Source organism: Arthrobacter sp. zg-Y179 (assembly GCF_020907345.1).
In the GTDB taxonomy this organism is placed as follows: Bacteria; Actinomycetota; Actinomycetes; order Actinomycetales; family Micrococcaceae; genus Arthrobacter_B; species Arthrobacter_B jinronghuae.
Genome location: NZ_JAJJOB010000010.1, coordinates 493,574 through 510,236, shown reverse-complemented (window position 1 = coordinate 510,236; position 16,663 = coordinate 493,574). Strand labels below are relative to the sequence as shown.

Sequence of the window (16,663 nt, the reverse complement as noted above, 5' to 3'; positions counted from 1 at the left end):
GGAAAACACCCCCCCCAACGTTTTTAATAAAGGTTAAGCACCCCCCCCCCCCCCCGCCCCCCCCCCCCCCGCCTCTTGCATTTAAAAGCGCACGCCCTGCAACGCGCCAGTACGGCTCCGGGCGGGGACGGAATCAGTGCATAAAGAGCGACGTGTTCGCCGCCTCCGTCTCGGCGTACTGCGCTGACGCGAACGCCAGCGCCTGGTTGATGCTGTCCAGTGATTCCTCCACCCGGGCCTGCGTGGCCCGCCAATCGGTAACCAGCAGCTGGAAATTGGCCGACGCGGATCCCCGCCAGATTTCGCTTAGCGAGGCCAGCCCGGCCTGCATACCGTTCACATCGGCCCGAAGGCGCTCGATGGTTCCCTGCACTTCGGCACTCTTGGCAGCCAGTGCCTCGCTGTCCACGGCAAATAGGGGCATGATTTCCTCCTGGTAGCGGCTTGGATCGGATACCGGAAGGGTAGGACGGCAGCCGGCCGCCGGCGCGCGAAGGACCAATAGGTGTGGAGGACTACGGCGGGTCTTCCTCCGGGATACCCCTGTGGAGGGCAGAACGGCCCCTTCCGCCCGTCTGGAGGCCCGGCGGCGCCCAGGGGAGGGTCAGTTGTCGTCAGCCTCGTCGGGACGCTCAGGGAACTGCTCCGGAGCGCGGTAGGGGAGGCGGATGGACAGGGTGGCGCCTCCGCCTTCCGTCTCGGCCAGCCGCACCGTCCCGTCGTGCTGGGCCACCAGGGCGGCCACAATGGCCAGTCCGAGGCCGGTGCCGCCGGTCTCCCGGTAGCGGGAGGAATCGGCGCGGTAGAAGCGTTCGAACACCCGCGCGGCGTCGTCCTCCGAGATCCCGGGCCCGTGGTCCCGTACCTCCAGCACCGCATCCATCCGGTCATGGATAACGGGTGCAACTCCGACTGCCACTTCGATGGGAGAACCGGCCGGCGTGTAACGCAGGGCATTGGTCATCAGGTTCGCCACGACCTGCCGCAGCCGGGCCTCGTCTCCCATGGTCGGTGCGCTCTGCGGCGCGTGGCCGTCCAGCCCCACCACCCGGATGTCGCGGTCGGGCGCGCTGGCACGCGCGTCCAGTGCGGCGTCGTTGCCCAGGATCATCAGGTCCACCGGCTCGTATTCGAGCGGGCGCTGCTCGTCCACCCGGGCCAGGGTCAGGAGGTCCTCTACGAGTTGTCCCATGCGCTTGGCTTCGCTCTCGATCCTGCCCATGGCAGCGGAGATCTCTTCCGGTTTCTGGAGGGCGCCGTGGCGATACAGCTCCGAGAACCCGCGGATGGTCACCAGTGGGGTCCGTAGCTCATGCGAGGCGTCCTGCACGAAGCGGCGCATCTTGCGCTCGGATTGGGTGCGGGCTGCAAACGCGGTTTCGATATGGGCCAGCATGGCATTGAGCGAGCGGGACAGGCGGCCGATTTCCGTTGCCGGGTTGCCCACCTCCACTCGGCGGGAGAGGTCTCCGGCGGCAATGGCGGCGGCGGTTTTTTCCACCTGGCTCAGCGGACGGAACTGCCGGGTGACCGCCCAGTAGGCAATCCCGGTGGCGCCCAGGGTTCCGAGCAGTCCGACCGAAAACACCAGTGAAGCCGCCTCGTCCACGGTCGCTGCAACCGAGTCCAGCGGAATCGCAACGGCCACGGAACCGGGCAGGTTCTCGAAGTCGTAGATGCGTACCCGCCAGCCCTTGGACGTCGGCTCCGTGCCGCGGACGTCAAAGCCCTCGGCGTCCATGGCCTCAACCTGCTCGGAGGTGTAGTTATCGAGCTTCGGGATGTCCGTTGCCGACTCCGAATGCGTCGCCGGACCATGGCTGCCGTCTTCGTTCAGGTACAGCCCGTAGTACCGGAAGAGGGAAGCATCAGTGCTCGGCTCGTTCACCAGCAGGTAGCGCGAGACCTTGGACGCATTAGCGTCGATGTCCGCGTCCAGCCGGTCCACCAGTATCTGGCGCAGCAGGGTAATGGTGGCGAAGCCGGTGATGGTCACCGTGACCACCATCAGCACCGCCATGATGGCGAGAAGCTGCGACCGAAGTGAAGCGGATTTCCAGCGCCGTATCAAAGCCCTAGCGCTTCTCCGAGGAGCGGAGCAGGTAGCCCACGCCGCGCTTGGTCTGGATCAGCGCCGGCGCGTCCGGGCTGCGGTCGATCTTGCGGCGCAGGTAGGAGATGTAGGACTCCACGATCGAGGCGTCTCCGTTGAAGTCGTATTCCCAGACGTGGTCCAGGATCTGTGCCTTGGACAGGACCCGGTTCGGGTTCAGCATCAGGTACCGCAGCAGTTTGAACTCGGTGGGGGAGAGGTCGATGGTGACCCCGCCGCGCCGCACCTCGTGGGCGTCGTCGTCGAGCTCCAGGTCATCCACGCGGATGACGGCGTCGTCGTCCTCAAGCGGCTGGGTGCGGCGAAGCACGGCGCGGATGCGCGCCACCACTTCGTCGAGGCTGAAGGGTTTGGTGACGTAGTCATCGCCGCCCACGGTCAGGCCGGTGACCTTGTCCTCGGTGTCGTCGCGGGCGGTCAGGAAGACCACGGGGAAGTGCTGTCCGGCAGCGCGCAGACGGCGCGTGAGCGTGAAGCCGTCCATGTCCGGGAGCATTACGTCCAGGACCGCGAGGTCCGGATTGTGGGAGTCGACGGCGGCAAGGGCCTCACGGCCGTTGGCGGCGGCGACGACGTCGAACCCGGCGAAGCGCAGCGAGGTGGACAACAGCTCGCGGATGTTGGGTTCATCATCGACAACAAGGAGGCGTGCTTCGGGTGCAGACGATTTGTTCACCCGCCCAGTTTCTTACATTTAGCTGGACGTTGTCTGTAGGTAAGCATGACGGTCACTGAAAAGCGGCAGTGAATCCTAGGAGCCGCTGCCGCGCAGGAGTGCACCCTCGACGGCGTCCATGAGCTCCCGGTACACCCGGCTGGATTGGGTGGGGGTAATGGTGGCCGCTTCTCCGTCGACGACTACGCGGAAATGGCCAGCGGTTCCGGCGCCTATGTATCCCCAGCCGGTATTTTCCCCGGGGTCGTAGGCATCGGCCACGTGCCAAAGGAACCATGGCTGGTTCCACATGCGCACCCAGGACGGATCGGCCGTTGGTACCGGTTCTTCCGGCGCTGCCAACCTGCGGTTGAGGGTGGCAACAGGGACCGTGACCGGTGCCGCCGGCACCGTCCAGGCCGGGCCTATGCCGAGCCAGGCGGCCAGGGCCGGGAACAGGTCGTTGAGGCCTACCAGATCCAGCTGCAGCATCTCCCGGTGCTGTTCCGGTTCCGGACCGGTCAATTCGGCGTGGGACGGGCCGGCAAGGAGCATCGCGTCCTGCTCGTTCATCAGCACCTGCATTCCCGCGCTTCGGCCCCCGAAGCTGGATTCGAGTTTCAGGGCCGCCCGGTTGCCCGAAAGCGGTGCGGTGACGGAAAGGCCCTCGGGAGTTAGGCGACCGCCCGGATCCATAAGGCCGGCTTCTCCAAGCACGGCTAATGCACCGGCCTTGCCGGCACGCTGGAAGCGTCCCACCCGGCCGCCGTCTGCGGCAACATCGAGCAGCGCCACGGAGTCGGAGTCCAGCCACGGGCCGCGGGACGAGTACGGCTGCAGCTGCGCAAGCCCGCTCAGTCTTTCCGCATCGGTGCCAAGAAGGGCACTCGCGGCCGGGTCCAGCTCCGGCTCCCGTTCGGAAACCAGGCTAACCATTCAGGAACCCCTTTTGCGTTGCGGAGGCGAGTATCAGGTCAAGGATTCCCTCGTAAGCAGAGAGCTGCCCCGAGGCGCAGGATGACGTAACCACGCAGGCTTCATCCTCGTGAAGCAGGAGCTGCGACACGCAATGGATGCTGCCGCCCGATCCCAGGTGTGTGTACTCAATCCGCCGTTCGGCCTCGGCATCCGGCACTAACTCCACGGATACCAGGAAGGGATCCGTGAGGGAGGCGAGCAGCGAAGCCAGGACGGTGGTACTGAGTTGGGCGGCACTTCCGGGAAACGGGAAACTCGTCACGGTGACATTCGGCCGGAAGCCATCTTCGCCCAGCCACTGCGCCGGGGGCGCCGCAATGACAAGTTCCACGTCCGGGGATGGCACTACCGCCCAGTCTTCCGGGCGGAGCAGGGAAACCCCGCCGCTACTTTCGGCGATCAGCATGCTTTGTCCTTCGTAGCCAGGTCAGCGGTGAAGAATATTCTTCCAGCAGGAGTTCCTGCTTGTTTGCTCCGCGGTCCAACCAGTCCTTGTACCACTGTGGCAGCAGGAAGCGCGGCAGGCGGATGAAGCAGAGCGCAGCCGGCAATGCAGCAGGAAGCAGTATCAGTGGCGCGTATGTTGATGAAACCGTCCCCAGCCCGGCCGGTCCCAGTACCGCGAGCACCGCCAGCGCGGCGAAAACCGGGAGCATATACAGTCCGAAAAACCCTGAATAGTTGTGTTTTCCAAGCTGCACGGGCAGAGCATTTCCGGCGGCCCAGACCCGCCATGTTCCGTTATAGGCAGCGATGCCGGTCAGGGCGCACCAAAGGATTCCCGCGAGAATCAGCAATGACAATATAAGCACTCCGAGAATTACCACAATGAATCCAAAAACTCCTTTGCCCCGTCCTTGAGCGACTTCCCCACGCCCTTGCCGTCGATGAATATACCCTTCACCGCACTGCCGACGCCTTCCCCGATGGAACTGCCTATCCAACCGCCCACCGCGGCCCCGACAACCGTGCCAACCACCGGAATGGGTATGAAACTGCCAAGGGTTGCGCCAATCCCGGTACCAATGGCCGCACCCATGGCGGCGCCGCCGCTTTCCAGGACCACATTCGTGGCAGCGCTGCCGATTTTTTGCGCCGTGCTGTATTCGGGGTGGGCCAGCTGGTCTTCATTCCACTGTTCAGCGGCATTGCCGTAGACACTGAGCCCAACGTCCACGACCCCGAAGGCGTTGCCGGCCTTCTTGGCCCATCCGGGCACGTTCGGTATCGGGGCTGGGCGTCCATTGGCCTGGGGTCGGCGCCGGGACCACGTGTTAATGACAGGTTCGCGCGGCATCCGCACGTCGAGGGCACGGTGGCCCAGACGCGCAATGGCCGGAGCCATAAAGGAAGACCGTGGGAAATACCGCTCGGGCCGTCCGTTTATGCGGATGGTATAGGAGCCGGAAACATTCAGGTGCCTCTGATTGGACCCGGGGTCAAGGACAATCCGGACGAGTCTTTGCCCGCTGCCATGATGAATGGACTGCAGCCCCGTGCTGATCAGCCCGCTGCCCAGGGCATATGCAGGAGTGTCGAACATGCCGGGTGCATCGGGAAGCATGAGGTAGCTGCGGCCAATGGCCGCAGCGCAGGCGTCTTCGGCGGCATGGAACTCGCGGATGAGGGCCTGCATCTGACTCTGAAGCCGGGCGGTCGCGGCAGCTGCTTCGGAGGCATCCTCAAGGGGCGGGGCGCAGGAGTGGTCGCTGACTGAGGTTAGGAACGCGTCGAAGCGGGGACGAAGGGCATCGACGGTGTCGGAGAACGTGTCCAGGGCACTGCGGATGCCAGAGGCAACGGTCTGGGTTTCATCGGTGAACGGCACCACCTTCTGCATTGCGCCGTAAACCGTGTCCTGCTCAGGAGCCAGGTAGTTGCCCTGCAATCCGGCCCATTGGGACACAAGGTTGTCACCCAAAGCGGCAGCCCGGGCACCTGAAGCCGCAATTTTGCCAGCGTCCGCGCGTACGGTTCCGGTGTCGGGCAGGACGGGAAGTGCTGAAACGTCGATGCTCATTTCAATGCTCCCGCGTCTTCGGGCATATTGCCCGCGTTCCGAGCGGCGGCATCGGCCATGTCCGCGTCGCCGCTAATGTAATGCTGAACCGCCTCGCCTGTGTACTTGCAGGCATTCTCGGCCTGAATAACACCACTGGAAAGAAGCCTGGAGAGGTATTCCTCGTAGCAGGCAGTCAAGGCCTGCTGGATGACCGGGCTGTTCACCGATTCCGCGGCCCCCGAGACAGCATCCTGCAGGGCCGTTTCTTCTGCGCGGAGATCCTCGGTGCTGCCTCCGGCCGCACCGAGAATGCCGTTCACAACGGCCACCTGAATATCCCATCCGTTTATGGACATTTCCCTTTTCCCCCAATCGGCACAACAGTACCGGAAAGCACTCCATTTACCGCTAAAGATATGCGGCGGTTATGGTGTGCGCGATGGGGAGAACTGCCCATGTCCCTCCCGCCCTTATCTTCAGGGGGGCGGGCCGGAAAAGGACGCTACACCGGCTTTTCGATATCCGTGGCGTCCAGAATGGAATAGGCGTAGCCCTGCTCGGCGAGGAACCGCTGCCGTTTGGCGGCAAAGTCCTGGTCGAGGGTGTCGCGGGCAACCACGGTGTAGAAGTGTGCCGCCTTGCCGTCAGCCTTGGGGCGCAGGAGCCGGCCCAGCCGCTGGGCCTCTTCCTGCCGGGAGCCGAAGGAGCCGGAGACCTGGATGGCCACGGAGGCCTCGGGCAGGTCGATGGAGAAGTTCGCAACCTTGGACACTACGAGGGTGCTCAGGGCACCTTCTCGGAATTCGTTGAAGAGCCGCTGGCGTTCCTTGACCGGGGTGTCACCCTTGATCACCGGTGCGTCCAGGCGCTCGGAAAGTTCGTCCAGCTGGTCCAGGTACTGCCCGATCACCAGGGTCTGCTCACCGGCATGGCGCTTCACCAGCTGTTCGACGACGCCGGTCTTGGTTTCCGACGTCGAGCACAGACGGTATTTGTCCCCGTCTTCGGCCATGGCGTAGGCCACCCGCTCATCCCGCGGCAGGTCCACCCGGACCTCGATGCATTCGGCCGGGGCAATGTAGCCCTGCGCCTCGATGTCCTTCCACGGGGCGTCGTAGCGCTTGGGGCCGATCAGCGAGAAGACCTCGCCCTCGCGGCCGTCCTCACGGACCAGGGTGGCGGTCAAGCCCAGTCGGCGCCGGGCCTGCAGGTCCGCGGTCATCCGGAAAATCGGTGCCGGCAGCAGATGCACCTCGTCATAGATGATCAGGCCCCAGTCGTTGGCGTCCAGCAGCTCCAGGTGCGGATACAGTCCGCCGCGCTTGAGGGTCAGGACCTGGTAGGTGGCGATGGTGACCGGGCGGACTTCCTTCACCGCGCCGGAGTATTCTCCGATTTCATCCTCGGTCAGGGACGTGCGCTTCAGCAGCTCATCCTTCCACTGCCGGGCGGAGACGGTGTTGGTCACCAGGATCAGGGTGGTGGTGGAGCTGGTGGCCATGGCCGCGGCACCCACCAGGGTCTTGCCCGCACCGCAGGGCAGTACCACCACGCCGGAACCGCCGGCCCAGAAGTTCTCGGTGGCGAGCTTCTGGTACGGGCGCAGAGCCCAGCCGTCCTCATTGAGCAGGATCGGATGCGGCGTGCCGTCCACATAACCGGCCAGGTCTTCGGCAGGCCAGCCCAGCTTCAGCAGCAGCTGCTTGAGCTGGCCGCGCATGGCGGACTGCACCACTACGGTTTCGCCGTCGATCCGCGGGCCCAGCAGCGGCTGGATCTTCTTGGCATGCATTACTTCTTCGAGCACCGGATAGTCATTGGTGCGCAGCACCAACCCGTGCTGGGGGTCCTTCTCGAGGCGCAGCCGGCCGTAACGGGACATGGTTTCTTCAATGTCGATCAGCAGCGAGTGCGGCACCGGGAAGCGGGAGTACATCAGCAGCGTGTTCAGGACCTGTTCGGCGTCGAGCCCCGCAGCCCGCGCATTCCACAGCCCCAGCGGCGTCAGCCGGTAACTGTGGATGTGCTCGGGGGCACGCTCGAGTTCCGCGAAAGCCGCGATGGCGTGCCGGGCCTCGGTTGCCTGTTCATGATCGACCTCCAGAAGAATCGTCTTATCGCTCTGGACAATCAACGGTCCGTCAACCATGTGCCGGGCTACCCTCCACTATTTCCACGTCCATAATCCGATGTACTGACACTGTGCGTTCGACGTCGTGGCGCGGGTCGTAGACCCGGACCCTGCCGTCGCTCACAGACAAGGGAACGAAAATCTCCTGCCGCTGATTCCCCTGGGCATCCACCACGCCCATGCGCACCGAACTCTTGGTGCGGATGGCCTTGCGCAGGGTTTCCAGGCTGACCAGCGACTGGCTCTCGCCGGCGTGCGGGACGGGCCCTCCGCCGCGCAGCGCGGCAAGCTGCCGGTCCAGGTCCTCGTCCGTAAGTTCCCACGGGTTCAGCCGGGCCCGGGAAGAGGACGGCGCCGGCACCGGGACCATCCGGTGGGAGCCAACCGGCTTGCGTGCCGGGCCTTCCAATGCCGGCGGATAGCCGAGCTCCCGGAGGGAAAAGGTGAGTTCCTTGGCGGGTACGTTGGCTGCGACCACCGTCGGGGCCAGCCGCACCAGGCCGAGTGAAGCGGTCCGCGGGTCCGCCAGCAGGGCGTTCAGCCCGGCCTCGTCATCACTGCGCAGATAAGATCCCGCCGCACCGACCCGCAGCCGCCCGTACCGGGCTGCGGTGTCCTCCACCAGGTAGCGCAGCGGCTGGGGGACATCCGTTGCGGAATGCTGGTGCAGGAAGGCGAGGATGCCGTCGGCGTCGTGCCCTTCATCCAGTGCCCGCCGGATGGACTCGGCCGAGAACCGGTAGATCGTTGCCGGGCCCTGGCCTTCCGCCGTGGAAATCAGGGCGAGCTCCCGGGCGACGTCGGGCTCCAGGTAGCCGGGCGCCACCGCCGTGAGGTCAGCTTGCAGCAGGAAGGAATTCAAGGGCGCAGGCAGCGCGTCACGCAGCACGGAGGTGGCACGGGAATAGTCGCTGCCGGCAACGGCCGAGCCCAGCACCGTCAACGCCCCTGAACCGAGCAGCCCCAGCTGGGCCGCCTCCTTCAGGATGCCCGGCACCAGCCGGGCAAAACGCCGCTGCAGCCGCGGCTGGTGCCAGGTCAGGGCACTGATGAGGTCCTCGGTTTCGAAGGCACCGACAGTCTCGTTTTCGCCGGCACCCTCGACATCGGAGAGCAGGGCAAGCATTTCCAGGGCCCGACGGCGGACCACGGGGGCGTCCGGGCGGGAAACTTCGGCGGCCAGCGCGTTCACTGCTCCGCCTGCCGGCAGGGGTGCGCCCACCAGGGACGGTGCGCGGTCCGCGTCCAGCCAGGCTTCCACCAGTCGGCGCCACTGATCTTCACGGTTCTGGGTAAGCCAGGTTCCCTCGGTGGTGCCCCAGCGTGAGGTTGCAGCATCCAAGGTGATCAGTCCGGCCAGGGCAGCCAGCTCCAGCAGCCAGGAGGTAGCGGCACCGTCCAGCCGCAGCGACTCCGAGAGGCGGCGTACTTCGCGCACGCCGACGCCCCCGGAGCGCAGCGTCCCGATCGGATTTTCGGCCGCAAGCGCCAGCAGTTCCGTAACCAGCCGCAGGGTTTCGGCCACCGCTCCAAACGCGGCGTTGTCCCGCAGGTTGCGGGCGACGTTGCGGGGAACCGGCCGAGGCGCCTCCAACTGGAAGTCAGAGACGATTACATGGCCTCGGGAGGCCTGGCCCACCGGCCGCGGAAGTTCCACGTGAAGCGCATCCAGGGGGACCAGGAGGCCACGGGCCACGAGCCATTCCACCGGGGTGGGGGAGGGGTTGTCCAGGACGGCGCGTCCCAGGGCGGCCTTCTTGGGGATGGTGCCCACCGGTGAATACTTGAACCGGCGAAGCAGCTCTGTTGTCTGCGGCGGAGCGCCCTCCATGAGCGTAGCCCAGCCTGCAGGATCAGAGACCAGATGATGCAGGGAATGGGCGGCGGTGGCAGGGGTGTCGGCCTTCTCTATGGGCAGTCCGCTGCTGCGCAGCCCCTCGACGATGCCCACCAGGCGTTGCCCGAACTCCGGATGCTGGGCCGCCAGGGTGGAATACGGCCTGCCCAGCCCGGCGGGATAGGCTCCCAGCGCCTCACCAAGGACCGAGACGGGCAGATAGAAGCGGCGGGAGGCATCAGCCTTCGGCGCTCCGGGGTGCGGCTTGGCCCGCCGAAGCAGGGCCAGGGAATGCAGGTGGCCCAGGATCGCATCGAGGGATTTGATGGTTGAGCCCGAGATTGCCGTCTTCAACCATGAAGCGGTGGTGCTGAGCTGGGAATCTTCGTTGGTGGTCAGGTCCACCGCTTCCAGGACCTGCAGCTGCGGTGCCGTCAGTTTCTCGAGGATCCGCTGGACGCTGACACGTGTGGAAGCACGTGCAGCCAGGGCCTGGAAATCCGGGACGGCAGGGAGTGCCAGATCGGGCCGGGCCGTGAGCAATTCACGCAGTTGGTCATCACTGCGTGCAGCTAAATCTTCGGCCAGAGCTCGAATCGCGGACATCAAAACCACGTTACCTGAGTGGGGAGAAAAACGGACCGATCAGCCCCGGCGCCGGCGCCTGATTCCGTCGATCACCAGGCCCGCCATAAGCAGGAACGCGAGGGGGAGTGCGTAGAGGGATGCCGCTACCAGCCAAGGCGCCACTGCCTCGCCTCCGAGGGAAAGGATCAGTACCGCAGCGAGGGTACCCAGTCCGAACAGGGCCAGCACGGCCGCAAGTAGGGTGGCAAACCAGCGGAGCGGTGATTTGCGGGGAGGAACCCGGGGATCCGGCGGCGTGTGGGGCGCCGACATCTGCTTCTCGGCGAGTGGTGAGGGGAGCCGGACCTTCTCCGGTGGGGTGTTGCTCATGTTAATTAACGCTAACAGCGGAAAACCGCGGGACAAAGGGGAGGCCTTGGTGCCCCATTCCCTTGTCGGGATATTCTAAAGGGAACAGACTTCCCCGTAGTATCTCCAAAGGTACTCCGGCGCCGCTTCGGGCCTGGCGGGCCAATGCGGGTCACGTCCATTCCTGCGGCAGGTGTCCTGCTGCAATTAAACTAAGAACGAGGTAACCGAAGTGCCCATCGGCAAGGTCAAATGGTTCGACACTGGTAAGGGTTTTGGGTTTCTGGCCACGGACGATGGGCAGGAAGTCTTCCTGCACGCTTCGGCCCTGCCTGCGGGAGTCAGCGAGGTCAAGCCCGGCACCCGCATGGAATTCGGTGTGGCTGACGGCCGCCGCGGACCGCAGGCCCTCTCCGCCCGCATTCTCGAGGCGCCGCCGTCGGTAGCCAAGGCAACCCGCAAGGATGCCGAAGACATGGCCGCGATCACCGAGGACCTCATCAAGCTGCTGGACGGTATTTCCAACGGACTGCGGCGCGGCCGCTACCCGGATAAGAAGCACGCATCCAAGGTAGCTGCCGTCCTGCGGGCCGTTGCCGATGATCTGGATATATAAGGTAAGTGCGCTGAAGTGACTATGAGACCGGTAACTCCCTCTTCCGACCCGTCCCCCGAACCCGACGCCGACGCTGCGGAGGATGCTGCTGCTCCGGCGGTCCGCAAGCGCGCCCCGCGCCGGCCGGGGAAGCCCGACGCCGTGCTTGCGGCTGCCGTGGCCGAAGCCCGTGCCGGACTGCTGGACGTCGTCTCCGAAGACGAAGTAGGCAATTACCTGGGTGCAGCGGCCGACGCCGAACGGGTGGTAACGCACCGGTTCTCCTCCCTCCGTCCCGGCTACCGCGGGTGGTACTGGTACGCCACAGTTGCCCGTATGCCCCGGAGCAAGAAGGTGACGGTCAGCGAGGTGGGGCTGCTCCCCTCGGACGAAGCGCTGCTGGCTCCCGAGTGGGTGCCGTGGTCCGATCGGCTGCGTCCGGAAGACATTGCTGCCGAACAGGAACAGCAGGAACAGGAACAGCGGGCGCAGGAACAGGCCGATCAGGAACAGGCCGAAGCGGAACCCGCTGGCCAGGACAACGACGGGCAGCAGGACGAGGCAGGCGAGAACCAGGCCGGCGAAGAGCACGCCGATGAGACAGGTGCCCAGGAGGACGAATAATCCCGTGACGGTCGCGGCAACAGGGTTCACTATCCCCAAGGGGGCGCTGGACTGATGTTCCGTTCCCTTCGCATCTTCAACTACCGCATCTGGTTTATCGGTGCCCTGGTGTCGAACATCGGCACCTGGATGCAGCGTACGGCGCAGGACTGGCTTGTCTATGACATCCTGACCGACCAGGACGCGGCAGCCATGGGAATAGTCATGGCGCTGCAGCTGGGGCCGCAGCTGCTTCTGGCCCCGTGGTCAGGCCTGATCGCGGACACGTACAACCGCCGCAAGGTCCTCCTGCTCACGCAGGTCAGCATGGGCGCCCTGGGCCTGGCGCTGGGGTTCCTGGTGCTCTCAGGGCATGCCGAGCTGTGGCACGTCTACGCCTTCGCGCTGGCTCTCGGCGTGGTGTCCGCCGTGGACGGGCCGGCACGTCAGGCATTCGTCTCCGAGGTGGTTTCCGAGCGGGACCTGCCCAACGCCGTCGCCCTTAACAGTGCCTCCTTCAACGGGGCACGGATGATCGGCCCCGCCGTCGCCGGCCTCCTGACCGTGGCCGTGGGCCCGGGCCTGGTCTTCGTACTCAACGCCGTGACGTTCGGCGCCATGGTCATTGCGCTGCTGAAAATGCGGGCCGGCGAGCTGCGCGTGTTGCCCAAGGCACCTCCGGGGAAGGGCCGCATCCGGGCCGGACTTGCGTACGTGCGGCACCGGCCGGACCTGATCATGGTGATGCTCGCGATCTTCATCGTGGGGACCTTCGGCATGAATTTCGCTATCTATATCGCAGCCATGGCGCGTACCGAGTTCGGCCGGGACGCCGGCATTTTCGGCGTCCTGAATTCGGTGATGGCCATTGGATCCGTTGCCGGCGCGTTGCTGTCCGCCCGGCGGGACCGGCCCCGCCTGCGCTTTGTCTTTGGTGCGGCCGGAGCCTTCGGCCTGGCCTGCATCCTGTCCGCCGCGGCACCCAGCCTGATCCTGTTCGCCGTCTCGCTGATCCCCGTCGGCCTGTTTGCACTGACCCTGATGACCAGCGCCAACGCCTATGTCCAGACCACCACGGCCCAGATCATGCGCGGGCGGGTGATGGCCCTGTACTTTGCCATCTTTATGGGCGGCACGCCGCTGGGCGCCCCGGTGGTGGGTTGGGTCTCGAACACCTTTGGTCCCCGCTGGAGCCTGGGCGTTGCCGCCGCTTCGGGTCTGCTTGCCGCCGCGATTGGTTTCGTCTGGGCCTGGCGCACCTACGGCATGCGTTTCCACTATGACCGGAGCCTGCCGCGCCGGCTGAGCATGACCACGGACACTCCGGAAAAGCAGCAGGACCCGGACAACGCCTAGCGTCCGGGTCCTGCCACGACCCCTATGGGGGGGGGGCGACTTGGCGGGTCAGGAATTCGCGATCACATAATCGATGCACTCCAGCAGGGCACTGACGTCGTCGGGCTCGATGGCAACGAAGGTGGCAATCCGCAGCTGGTTGCGGCCGAGCTTGCGGTAGGGCTCCACGTCCACCACGCCGTTGGCGCGCAGGGTCTTCGCAATTGCCGCGGCGTCGATGTCCTCCTCGAAATCGATCGTGGCAATCACATTGGAGCGGTCCTCGGCACGGGGAACGAACGGAGTGGCCACGGAGGACTTCTCCGCCCACGAATAGATCCGCCCCGCCGACTCCGCCGTCCGGCCCGCGGCGAAGGCAAGCCCGCCGTTGGCATTGAGCCATTCGATCTGCGCGTTAAGGGTCACCAGCGTAGACAGCGACGGCGTGTTGTAGGTCTGGTTCAGCCTCGAGTTGTCGATGGCGGTCTGCAGGTTCAGGAAATCCGGAATCCAGCGGTCCCCGGCGTTGATCCGGGCCGCCCGCTCCAGCGCCGCCGGAGAGAACATGCCCAGCCACAGTCCGCCGTCGGAAGCGAAGTTTTTCTGCGGTGCGAAGTAATAGACATCCGACTGGGCCAGGTCCACATCCAGGCCGCCCGCAGCGGAGGTGGCATCGATCAGGACCAGGGAGCCGGCGTCGGCGCCTTCCACGCGCCGTACGGGGGCAGCCACGCCGGTGGAGGTCTCATTCTGGGGCCAGGCATAAACGTCGACGCCGGCCTCCACCGCAGGCTCGGGGCGCGTACCGGGAGCGGACGTGATGATGCTGGATGCCGAGAGGAACGGAGCCTTGTTGGTGGCTGCCGCGAACTTTGAGCCGAATTCGCCGAAGGACAGGTGCTGGGCCTTGTCCTGGACCAGGCCGAAGGCCGCAATGTCCCAGAATGCGGTGGAGCCGCCCACGCCCAGGACAACCTCGTAGCCCTCGGGGGCCGAGAACAGCTCGGTGAGGCCTTCACGGACGCTGCCCACGAGGTTCCGTACCGGAGCCTGCCGGTGGGAGGTGCCGAGCAGGTTTGCTCCCGCCGCTGCCAGTGCGGACATTTGTTCCGGGCGTACCTTGGAAGGGCCGGCACCAAATCGGCCGTCCTTCGGGAGGAGTCCAGCGGGAATTTTCAGTGCGGCGGTATCGCCCATGGCGTGACGCTCCAAGCAGGTTTCGAAGGTGGCGGATATGCACTTCCATTCTGCCGTACACACTCCGGAGGCGGCGATGTATGACGCCCGCCACCGCACCCTGTGCCCGGCGCCGCGCAATTATCGGGCGGTCCGGCGGATAGGCTAACGTGTTGGCGTACACCCCCGGGCAGCGGTTCGTTGCCCTTCTTCCTCCCTTGCTAGGAGCGGCCCGTCATGACGGATCTCATTGACACCACTGAGATGTATCTCAGGACCATCCTGGAACTGGAAGAAGAGAACATTGTTGCCCTCCGTGCACGCATTGCCGAACGGCTGCGGCACTCCGGTCCCACGGTTTCCCAGACCATCGGACGAATGGAACGTGACGGGCTCGTAGTGGTTGCCGGGACCCGCCGGCTGGAGCTGACGGAACTGGGCCGGCGCCGGGCCACCGAAGTAATGCGCAAGCACCGCCTGGCCGAACGGCTCCTTGCCGACGTCATCGGACTTGACTGGGCCTACGTGCACGATGAAGCCTGCCGCTGGGAACACGTGATGAGTGAGCGCGTGGAACGGCGGCTGTATGAGCTGTTGGGCCACCCCACGGAATCGCCCTACGGCAATCCCATTCCCGGCCTCGAGGGAATCGGCGGCGCGGCTGCGGAAGTATTCATCACCGGCGTCGTCGACCTGGTGTCCACTGTCGCTACGGCCGAGCCGGGGACCAAGCTTCGGCTGGTCCGGCTGGCCGAACCGATCCAGGTGGAACCCGAGCTGCTTTCCCAACTGGACGAAGCGGGGCTGCGGCCCGGAGCGCAGATCACTGCAGAGGTTGTAGGCGGCTATATTTCCGTTCGCGTTCCGGGTATCGAGGGTGCCTTGGAACTGCCTACGGAAGTGGCCTCCCACGTCTTTGTTTCTCCTATTGGGTAACGGAATGGTCACTTTTGTGACATTTACCCTATAGTGAGTTCCGACGCTGAAACACCATCGTTATCCGGTCCGTCCGCCGAGCCCTGCCAGCGGACCGGAGCACCAAATTCGTCCAGGCAGGGGCGGAGGACCCACTTTCCGGCAGCATTGCTGCCTTGGGGTGAAGCCTTTCGGGGGCCGGCGGCATTTCCTGCATAGTTGCAGGTGATGCCCCGCCTTTTCCGGAAAGGCCGAGTTTCTCTACTCGAATCCGACAGCTAACTTCGCAGGCGATCCATGAGAGGGAATAACTTGTCGAAGCATGCTGCTTCGGGCCGGCGCCGCGCGTCAGCTCCTATTGCACCTGCGCGCCCGCGCAACGCCTCACCGTCAGGCCGTCGGCGCGCCGAAACAAAGTCCGTGTCCGTGGGCGGTGCCGCCCAGAAGGTGGCCATTACCGCTGCCACGTCGGGCCTGATCCTCACGGCCGCCATGCCCACGCATGCGGTGGCCGACGATCCGGTCCAGCTCGAGCCGGCGGCGATCGACGCGCCCGTCTCGGCGGACCCGAACGCTGATATCGGATTCGCCCGGGCCGGGCTGAGCAGCAAATATGACCCGGACGCCAAGCTGGCCTCCATTACTGTTGCGGCCGGCTCGCATGCGGTCCCTGCCGCGGCGAAGGGCACGCTGTCCGCGCCCCTGGACGCTTCTTTGGTGCAGACCTCCGGGTTTGGCCACCGGGTCAGCCCCATTACCGGGCAGCACGGCGAGATGCATAACGGGCAGGACTTCGCCGCCGTCTGCGGTACCGCGGTCAACGCTGCGGCATCCGGCACCGTGGTCTTCGCCGGCTGGCATCCCTACGGCGGCGGCAACCGCGTGGTGATTGACCACGGCAACGGAGTGCAGACTACGTACAACCACCTTTCCAACATTGCCGTCACCATGGGCACCGAGGTCGACCGCGGATTCCTGGTCGGCGCAAGCGGTACAACCGGTTCCTCAACCGGCTGCCACCTGCATTTCGAGGTCATGGTTAACGGCGAAGTAGTGGACCCGCTGAATTGGTTGTAAGCGCTTAAATCAATTGGTTGTAACCAGTTGAATATCATTTCGTGATCGGAACGTGACATACCTCAAATGTTGCTGTACGCTCATCCTCGTGCCCGATTCGCCAAAGGTGGGGCACCTTCGAACAGATCGCCTAGCTCTGCCACTGTTTGAAGTCCGTTCGCAGAATCGCATGGCAGAGGCGGGGGAACCAATTTCGGGTTTCGAAAGAAACCCTTGGGGTTAAGTTGCAAAAGGCCATTGGCCGGGCAACCGGGTGACTCCCATCCGAATCCGACAGCTCACCTCGTAGGCAATTGGGAGAGGCAAACTT

The 16,663-nt window shown here is 65.0% G+C and carries 17 protein-coding genes and 2 riboswitches; of the genes, 5 read left to right on the top strand and 12 right to left on the bottom strand.

Annotation, left to right across the window (positions count from 1 at the left end; genetic code table 11):
- Positions 1-133: 133 nt before the first annotated feature.
- The 11 genes from LOC56_RS13575 to LOC56_RS13525 all read right to left on the bottom strand — a co-directional run bounded on the left by LOC56_RS13575 (position 134) and on the right by LOC56_RS13525 (position 10,673).
- The gene (locus LOC56_RS13575; protein WP_229952771.1) at positions 134-424 is read right to left on the bottom strand and encodes a WXG100 family type VII secretion target; all 291 of its coding nucleotides are present in this window, start codon (positions 422-424) and stop codon (positions 134-136) included.
- Between the two features lie 180 nt (positions 425-604).
- Positions 605-2,020 (bottom strand): sensor histidine kinase, encoded by a 1,416-nt coding sequence (locus LOC56_RS13570; protein ID WP_229952770.1) that lies wholly within the window; start codon positions 2,018-2,020, stop codon positions 605-607.
- A 55-nt stretch (positions 2,021-2,075) separates the two neighbouring features.
- On the bottom strand, positions 2,076-2,789 hold the full coding sequence (locus LOC56_RS13565) for a response regulator transcription factor (RefSeq protein ID WP_227913521.1): 714 nt from the start codon (positions 2,787-2,789) through the stop codon (positions 2,076-2,078).
- Positions 2,790-2,864: 75 nt separating this feature from the next.
- Positions 2,865-3,704: a hypothetical protein gene (locus LOC56_RS13560; RefSeq protein ID WP_229952769.1), complete on the bottom strand. Its 840-nt coding sequence runs from the start codon at positions 3,702-3,704 to the stop codon at positions 2,865-2,867.
- Positions 3,697-4,152 (bottom strand): hypothetical protein, encoded by a 456-nt coding sequence (locus LOC56_RS13555; protein ID WP_229952767.1) that lies wholly within the window; start codon positions 4,150-4,152, stop codon positions 3,697-3,699. The genes LOC56_RS13560 and LOC56_RS13555 overlap by 8 nt, the downstream gene beginning before the upstream one ends.
- Positions 4,133-4,573 (bottom strand): hypothetical protein, encoded by a 441-nt coding sequence (locus LOC56_RS13550; RefSeq protein ID WP_229952766.1) that lies wholly within the window; start codon positions 4,571-4,573, stop codon positions 4,133-4,135. The genes LOC56_RS13555 and LOC56_RS13550 overlap by 20 nt, the downstream gene beginning before the upstream one ends.
- On the bottom strand, positions 4,567-5,766 hold the full coding sequence (locus tag LOC56_RS13545) for a hypothetical protein (RefSeq protein WP_229952765.1): 1,200 nt from the start codon (positions 5,764-5,766) through the stop codon (positions 4,567-4,569). The genes LOC56_RS13550 and LOC56_RS13545 overlap by 7 nt, the downstream gene beginning before the upstream one ends.
- Positions 5,763-6,104: a DUF6507 family protein gene (locus LOC56_RS13540; RefSeq protein ID WP_229952764.1), complete on the bottom strand. Its 342-nt coding sequence runs from the start codon at positions 6,102-6,104 to the stop codon at positions 5,763-5,765. The genes LOC56_RS13545 and LOC56_RS13540 overlap by 4 nt, the downstream gene beginning before the upstream one ends.
- 146 nt (positions 6,105-6,250) lie before the next feature.
- On the bottom strand, positions 6,251-7,897 hold the full coding sequence (locus tag LOC56_RS13535; RefSeq protein ID WP_227933795.1) for a DNA repair helicase XPB: 1,647 nt from the start codon (positions 7,895-7,897) through the stop codon (positions 6,251-6,253).
- Positions 7,890-10,322: a helicase-associated domain-containing protein gene (locus LOC56_RS13530; protein ID WP_229952762.1), complete on the bottom strand. Its 2,433-nt coding sequence runs from the start codon at positions 10,320-10,322 to the stop codon at positions 7,890-7,892. Before LOC56_RS13530 ends, LOC56_RS13535 begins: the two co-directional genes overlap by 8 nt.
- A 39-nt stretch (positions 10,323-10,361) precedes the next feature.
- Positions 10,362-10,673: a hypothetical protein gene (locus tag LOC56_RS13525; RefSeq protein WP_229952761.1), complete on the bottom strand. Its 312-nt coding sequence runs from the start codon at positions 10,671-10,673 to the stop codon at positions 10,362-10,364.
- A 211-nt stretch (positions 10,674-10,884) separates the two neighbouring features.
- Between LOC56_RS13525 and LOC56_RS13520 the strand changes: the two genes are divergently transcribed.
- From LOC56_RS13520 to LOC56_RS13510, 3 genes are read left to right on the top strand one after another with little or no spacing between them, the layout of a single operon-like run.
- Positions 10,885-11,268 carry a cold-shock protein gene (locus tag LOC56_RS13520; RefSeq protein WP_229952760.1) on the top strand — a complete coding sequence of 128 codons (384 nt, stop codon included), beginning with the start codon at positions 10,885-10,887 and terminating at the stop codon, positions 11,266-11,268.
- Between the two features lie 21 nt (positions 11,269-11,289).
- Positions 11,290-11,871 (top strand): DUF3027 domain-containing protein, encoded by a 582-nt coding sequence (locus LOC56_RS13515; protein WP_229952818.1) that lies wholly within the window; start codon positions 11,290-11,292, stop codon positions 11,869-11,871.
- A 54-nt stretch (positions 11,872-11,925) separates the two neighbouring features.
- A complete protein-coding gene (locus LOC56_RS13510) occupies positions 11,926-13,206 on the top strand; it encodes an MFS transporter (protein ID WP_229952758.1) in 1,281 nt (426 codons plus the stop codon).
- A gap of 48 nt (positions 13,207-13,254) precedes the next feature.
- Here LOC56_RS13510 and serC read toward each other — a convergent pair whose 3' ends face one another.
- Positions 13,255-14,382 (bottom strand): phosphoserine transaminase, encoded by a 1,128-nt coding sequence (serC, locus tag LOC56_RS13505; protein ID WP_229952757.1) that lies wholly within the window; start codon positions 14,380-14,382, stop codon positions 13,255-13,257.
- 216 nt (positions 14,383-14,598) lie between these two features.
- On the opposite strand from serC, the gene LOC56_RS13500 reads away from it, so the two are divergent.
- Together LOC56_RS13500 and LOC56_RS13495 are read left to right on the top strand one after the other, a co-directional pair.
- Positions 14,599-15,297, top strand: a complete 699-nt coding sequence (locus LOC56_RS13500; protein WP_229952756.1) for a metal-dependent transcriptional regulator — start codon at positions 14,599-14,601, stop codon at positions 15,295-15,297.
- A 90-nt stretch (positions 15,298-15,387) separates the two neighbouring features.
- Positions 15,388-15,585: riboswitch (cyclic di-AMP (ydaO/yuaA leader) on the top strand.
- Positions 15,586-15,588: 3 nt separating this feature from the next.
- Positions 15,589-16,353, top strand: a complete 765-nt coding sequence (locus tag LOC56_RS13495) for a M23 family metallopeptidase (RefSeq protein ID WP_229952755.1) — start codon at positions 15,589-15,591, stop codon at positions 16,351-16,353.
- Positions 16,354-16,501: 148 nt separating this feature from the next.
- A riboswitch (cyclic di-AMP (ydaO/yuaA leader) is annotated at positions 16,502-16,660 on the top strand.
- The last annotated feature ends 3 nt before the right edge of the window (positions 16,661-16,663 follow it).

Bases quoted from the DNA above. Each gene is read 5' to 3' on its own strand.
- LOC56_RS13575 (WP_229952771.1), bottom strand. From the start codon at position 424: ATGCCCCTATTTGCCGTGGACAGCGAGGCACTGGCTGCCAAGAGTGCC.
- LOC56_RS13570 (WP_229952770.1), bottom strand. From the start codon at position 2,020: ATGGCGGTGCTGATGGTGGTCACGGTGACCATCACCGGCTTCGCCACC.
- LOC56_RS13560 (WP_229952769.1), bottom strand. From the start codon at position 3,704: ATGGTTAGCCTGGTTTCCGAACGGGAGCCGGAGCTGGACCCGGCCGCG.
- LOC56_RS13555 (WP_229952767.1), bottom strand. From the start codon at position 4,152: ATGCTGATCGCCGAAAGTAGCGGCGGGGTTTCCCTGCTCCGCCCGGAA.
- LOC56_RS13545 (WP_229952765.1), bottom strand. From the start codon at position 5,766: ATGAGCATCGACGTTTCAGCACTTCCCGTCCTGCCCGACACCGGAACC.
- LOC56_RS13540 (WP_229952764.1), bottom strand. From the start codon at position 6,104: ATGTCCATAAACGGATGGGATATTCAGGTGGCCGTTGTGAACGGCATT.
- LOC56_RS13535 (WP_227933795.1), bottom strand. From the start codon at position 7,897: ATGGTTGACGGACCGTTGATTGTCCAGAGCGATAAGACGATTCTTCTG.
- LOC56_RS13530 (WP_229952762.1), bottom strand. From the start codon at position 10,322: ATGTCCGCGATTCGAGCTCTGGCCGAAGATTTAGCTGCACGCAGTGAT.
- LOC56_RS13525 (WP_229952761.1), bottom strand. From the start codon at position 10,673: ATGAGCAACACCCCACCGGAGAAGGTCCGGCTCCCCTCACCACTCGCC.
- LOC56_RS13515 (WP_229952818.1), top strand. From the start codon at position 11,290: ATGAGACCGGTAACTCCCTCTTCCGACCCGTCCCCCGAACCCGACGCC.
- LOC56_RS13510 (WP_229952758.1), top strand. From the start codon at position 11,926: ATGTTCCGTTCCCTTCGCATCTTCAACTACCGCATCTGGTTTATCGGT.
- serC (WP_229952757.1), bottom strand. From the start codon at position 14,382: ATGGGCGATACCGCCGCACTGAAAATTCCCGCTGGACTCCTCCCGAAG.
- LOC56_RS13500 (WP_229952756.1), top strand. From the start codon at position 14,599: ATGACGGATCTCATTGACACCACTGAGATGTATCTCAGGACCATCCTG.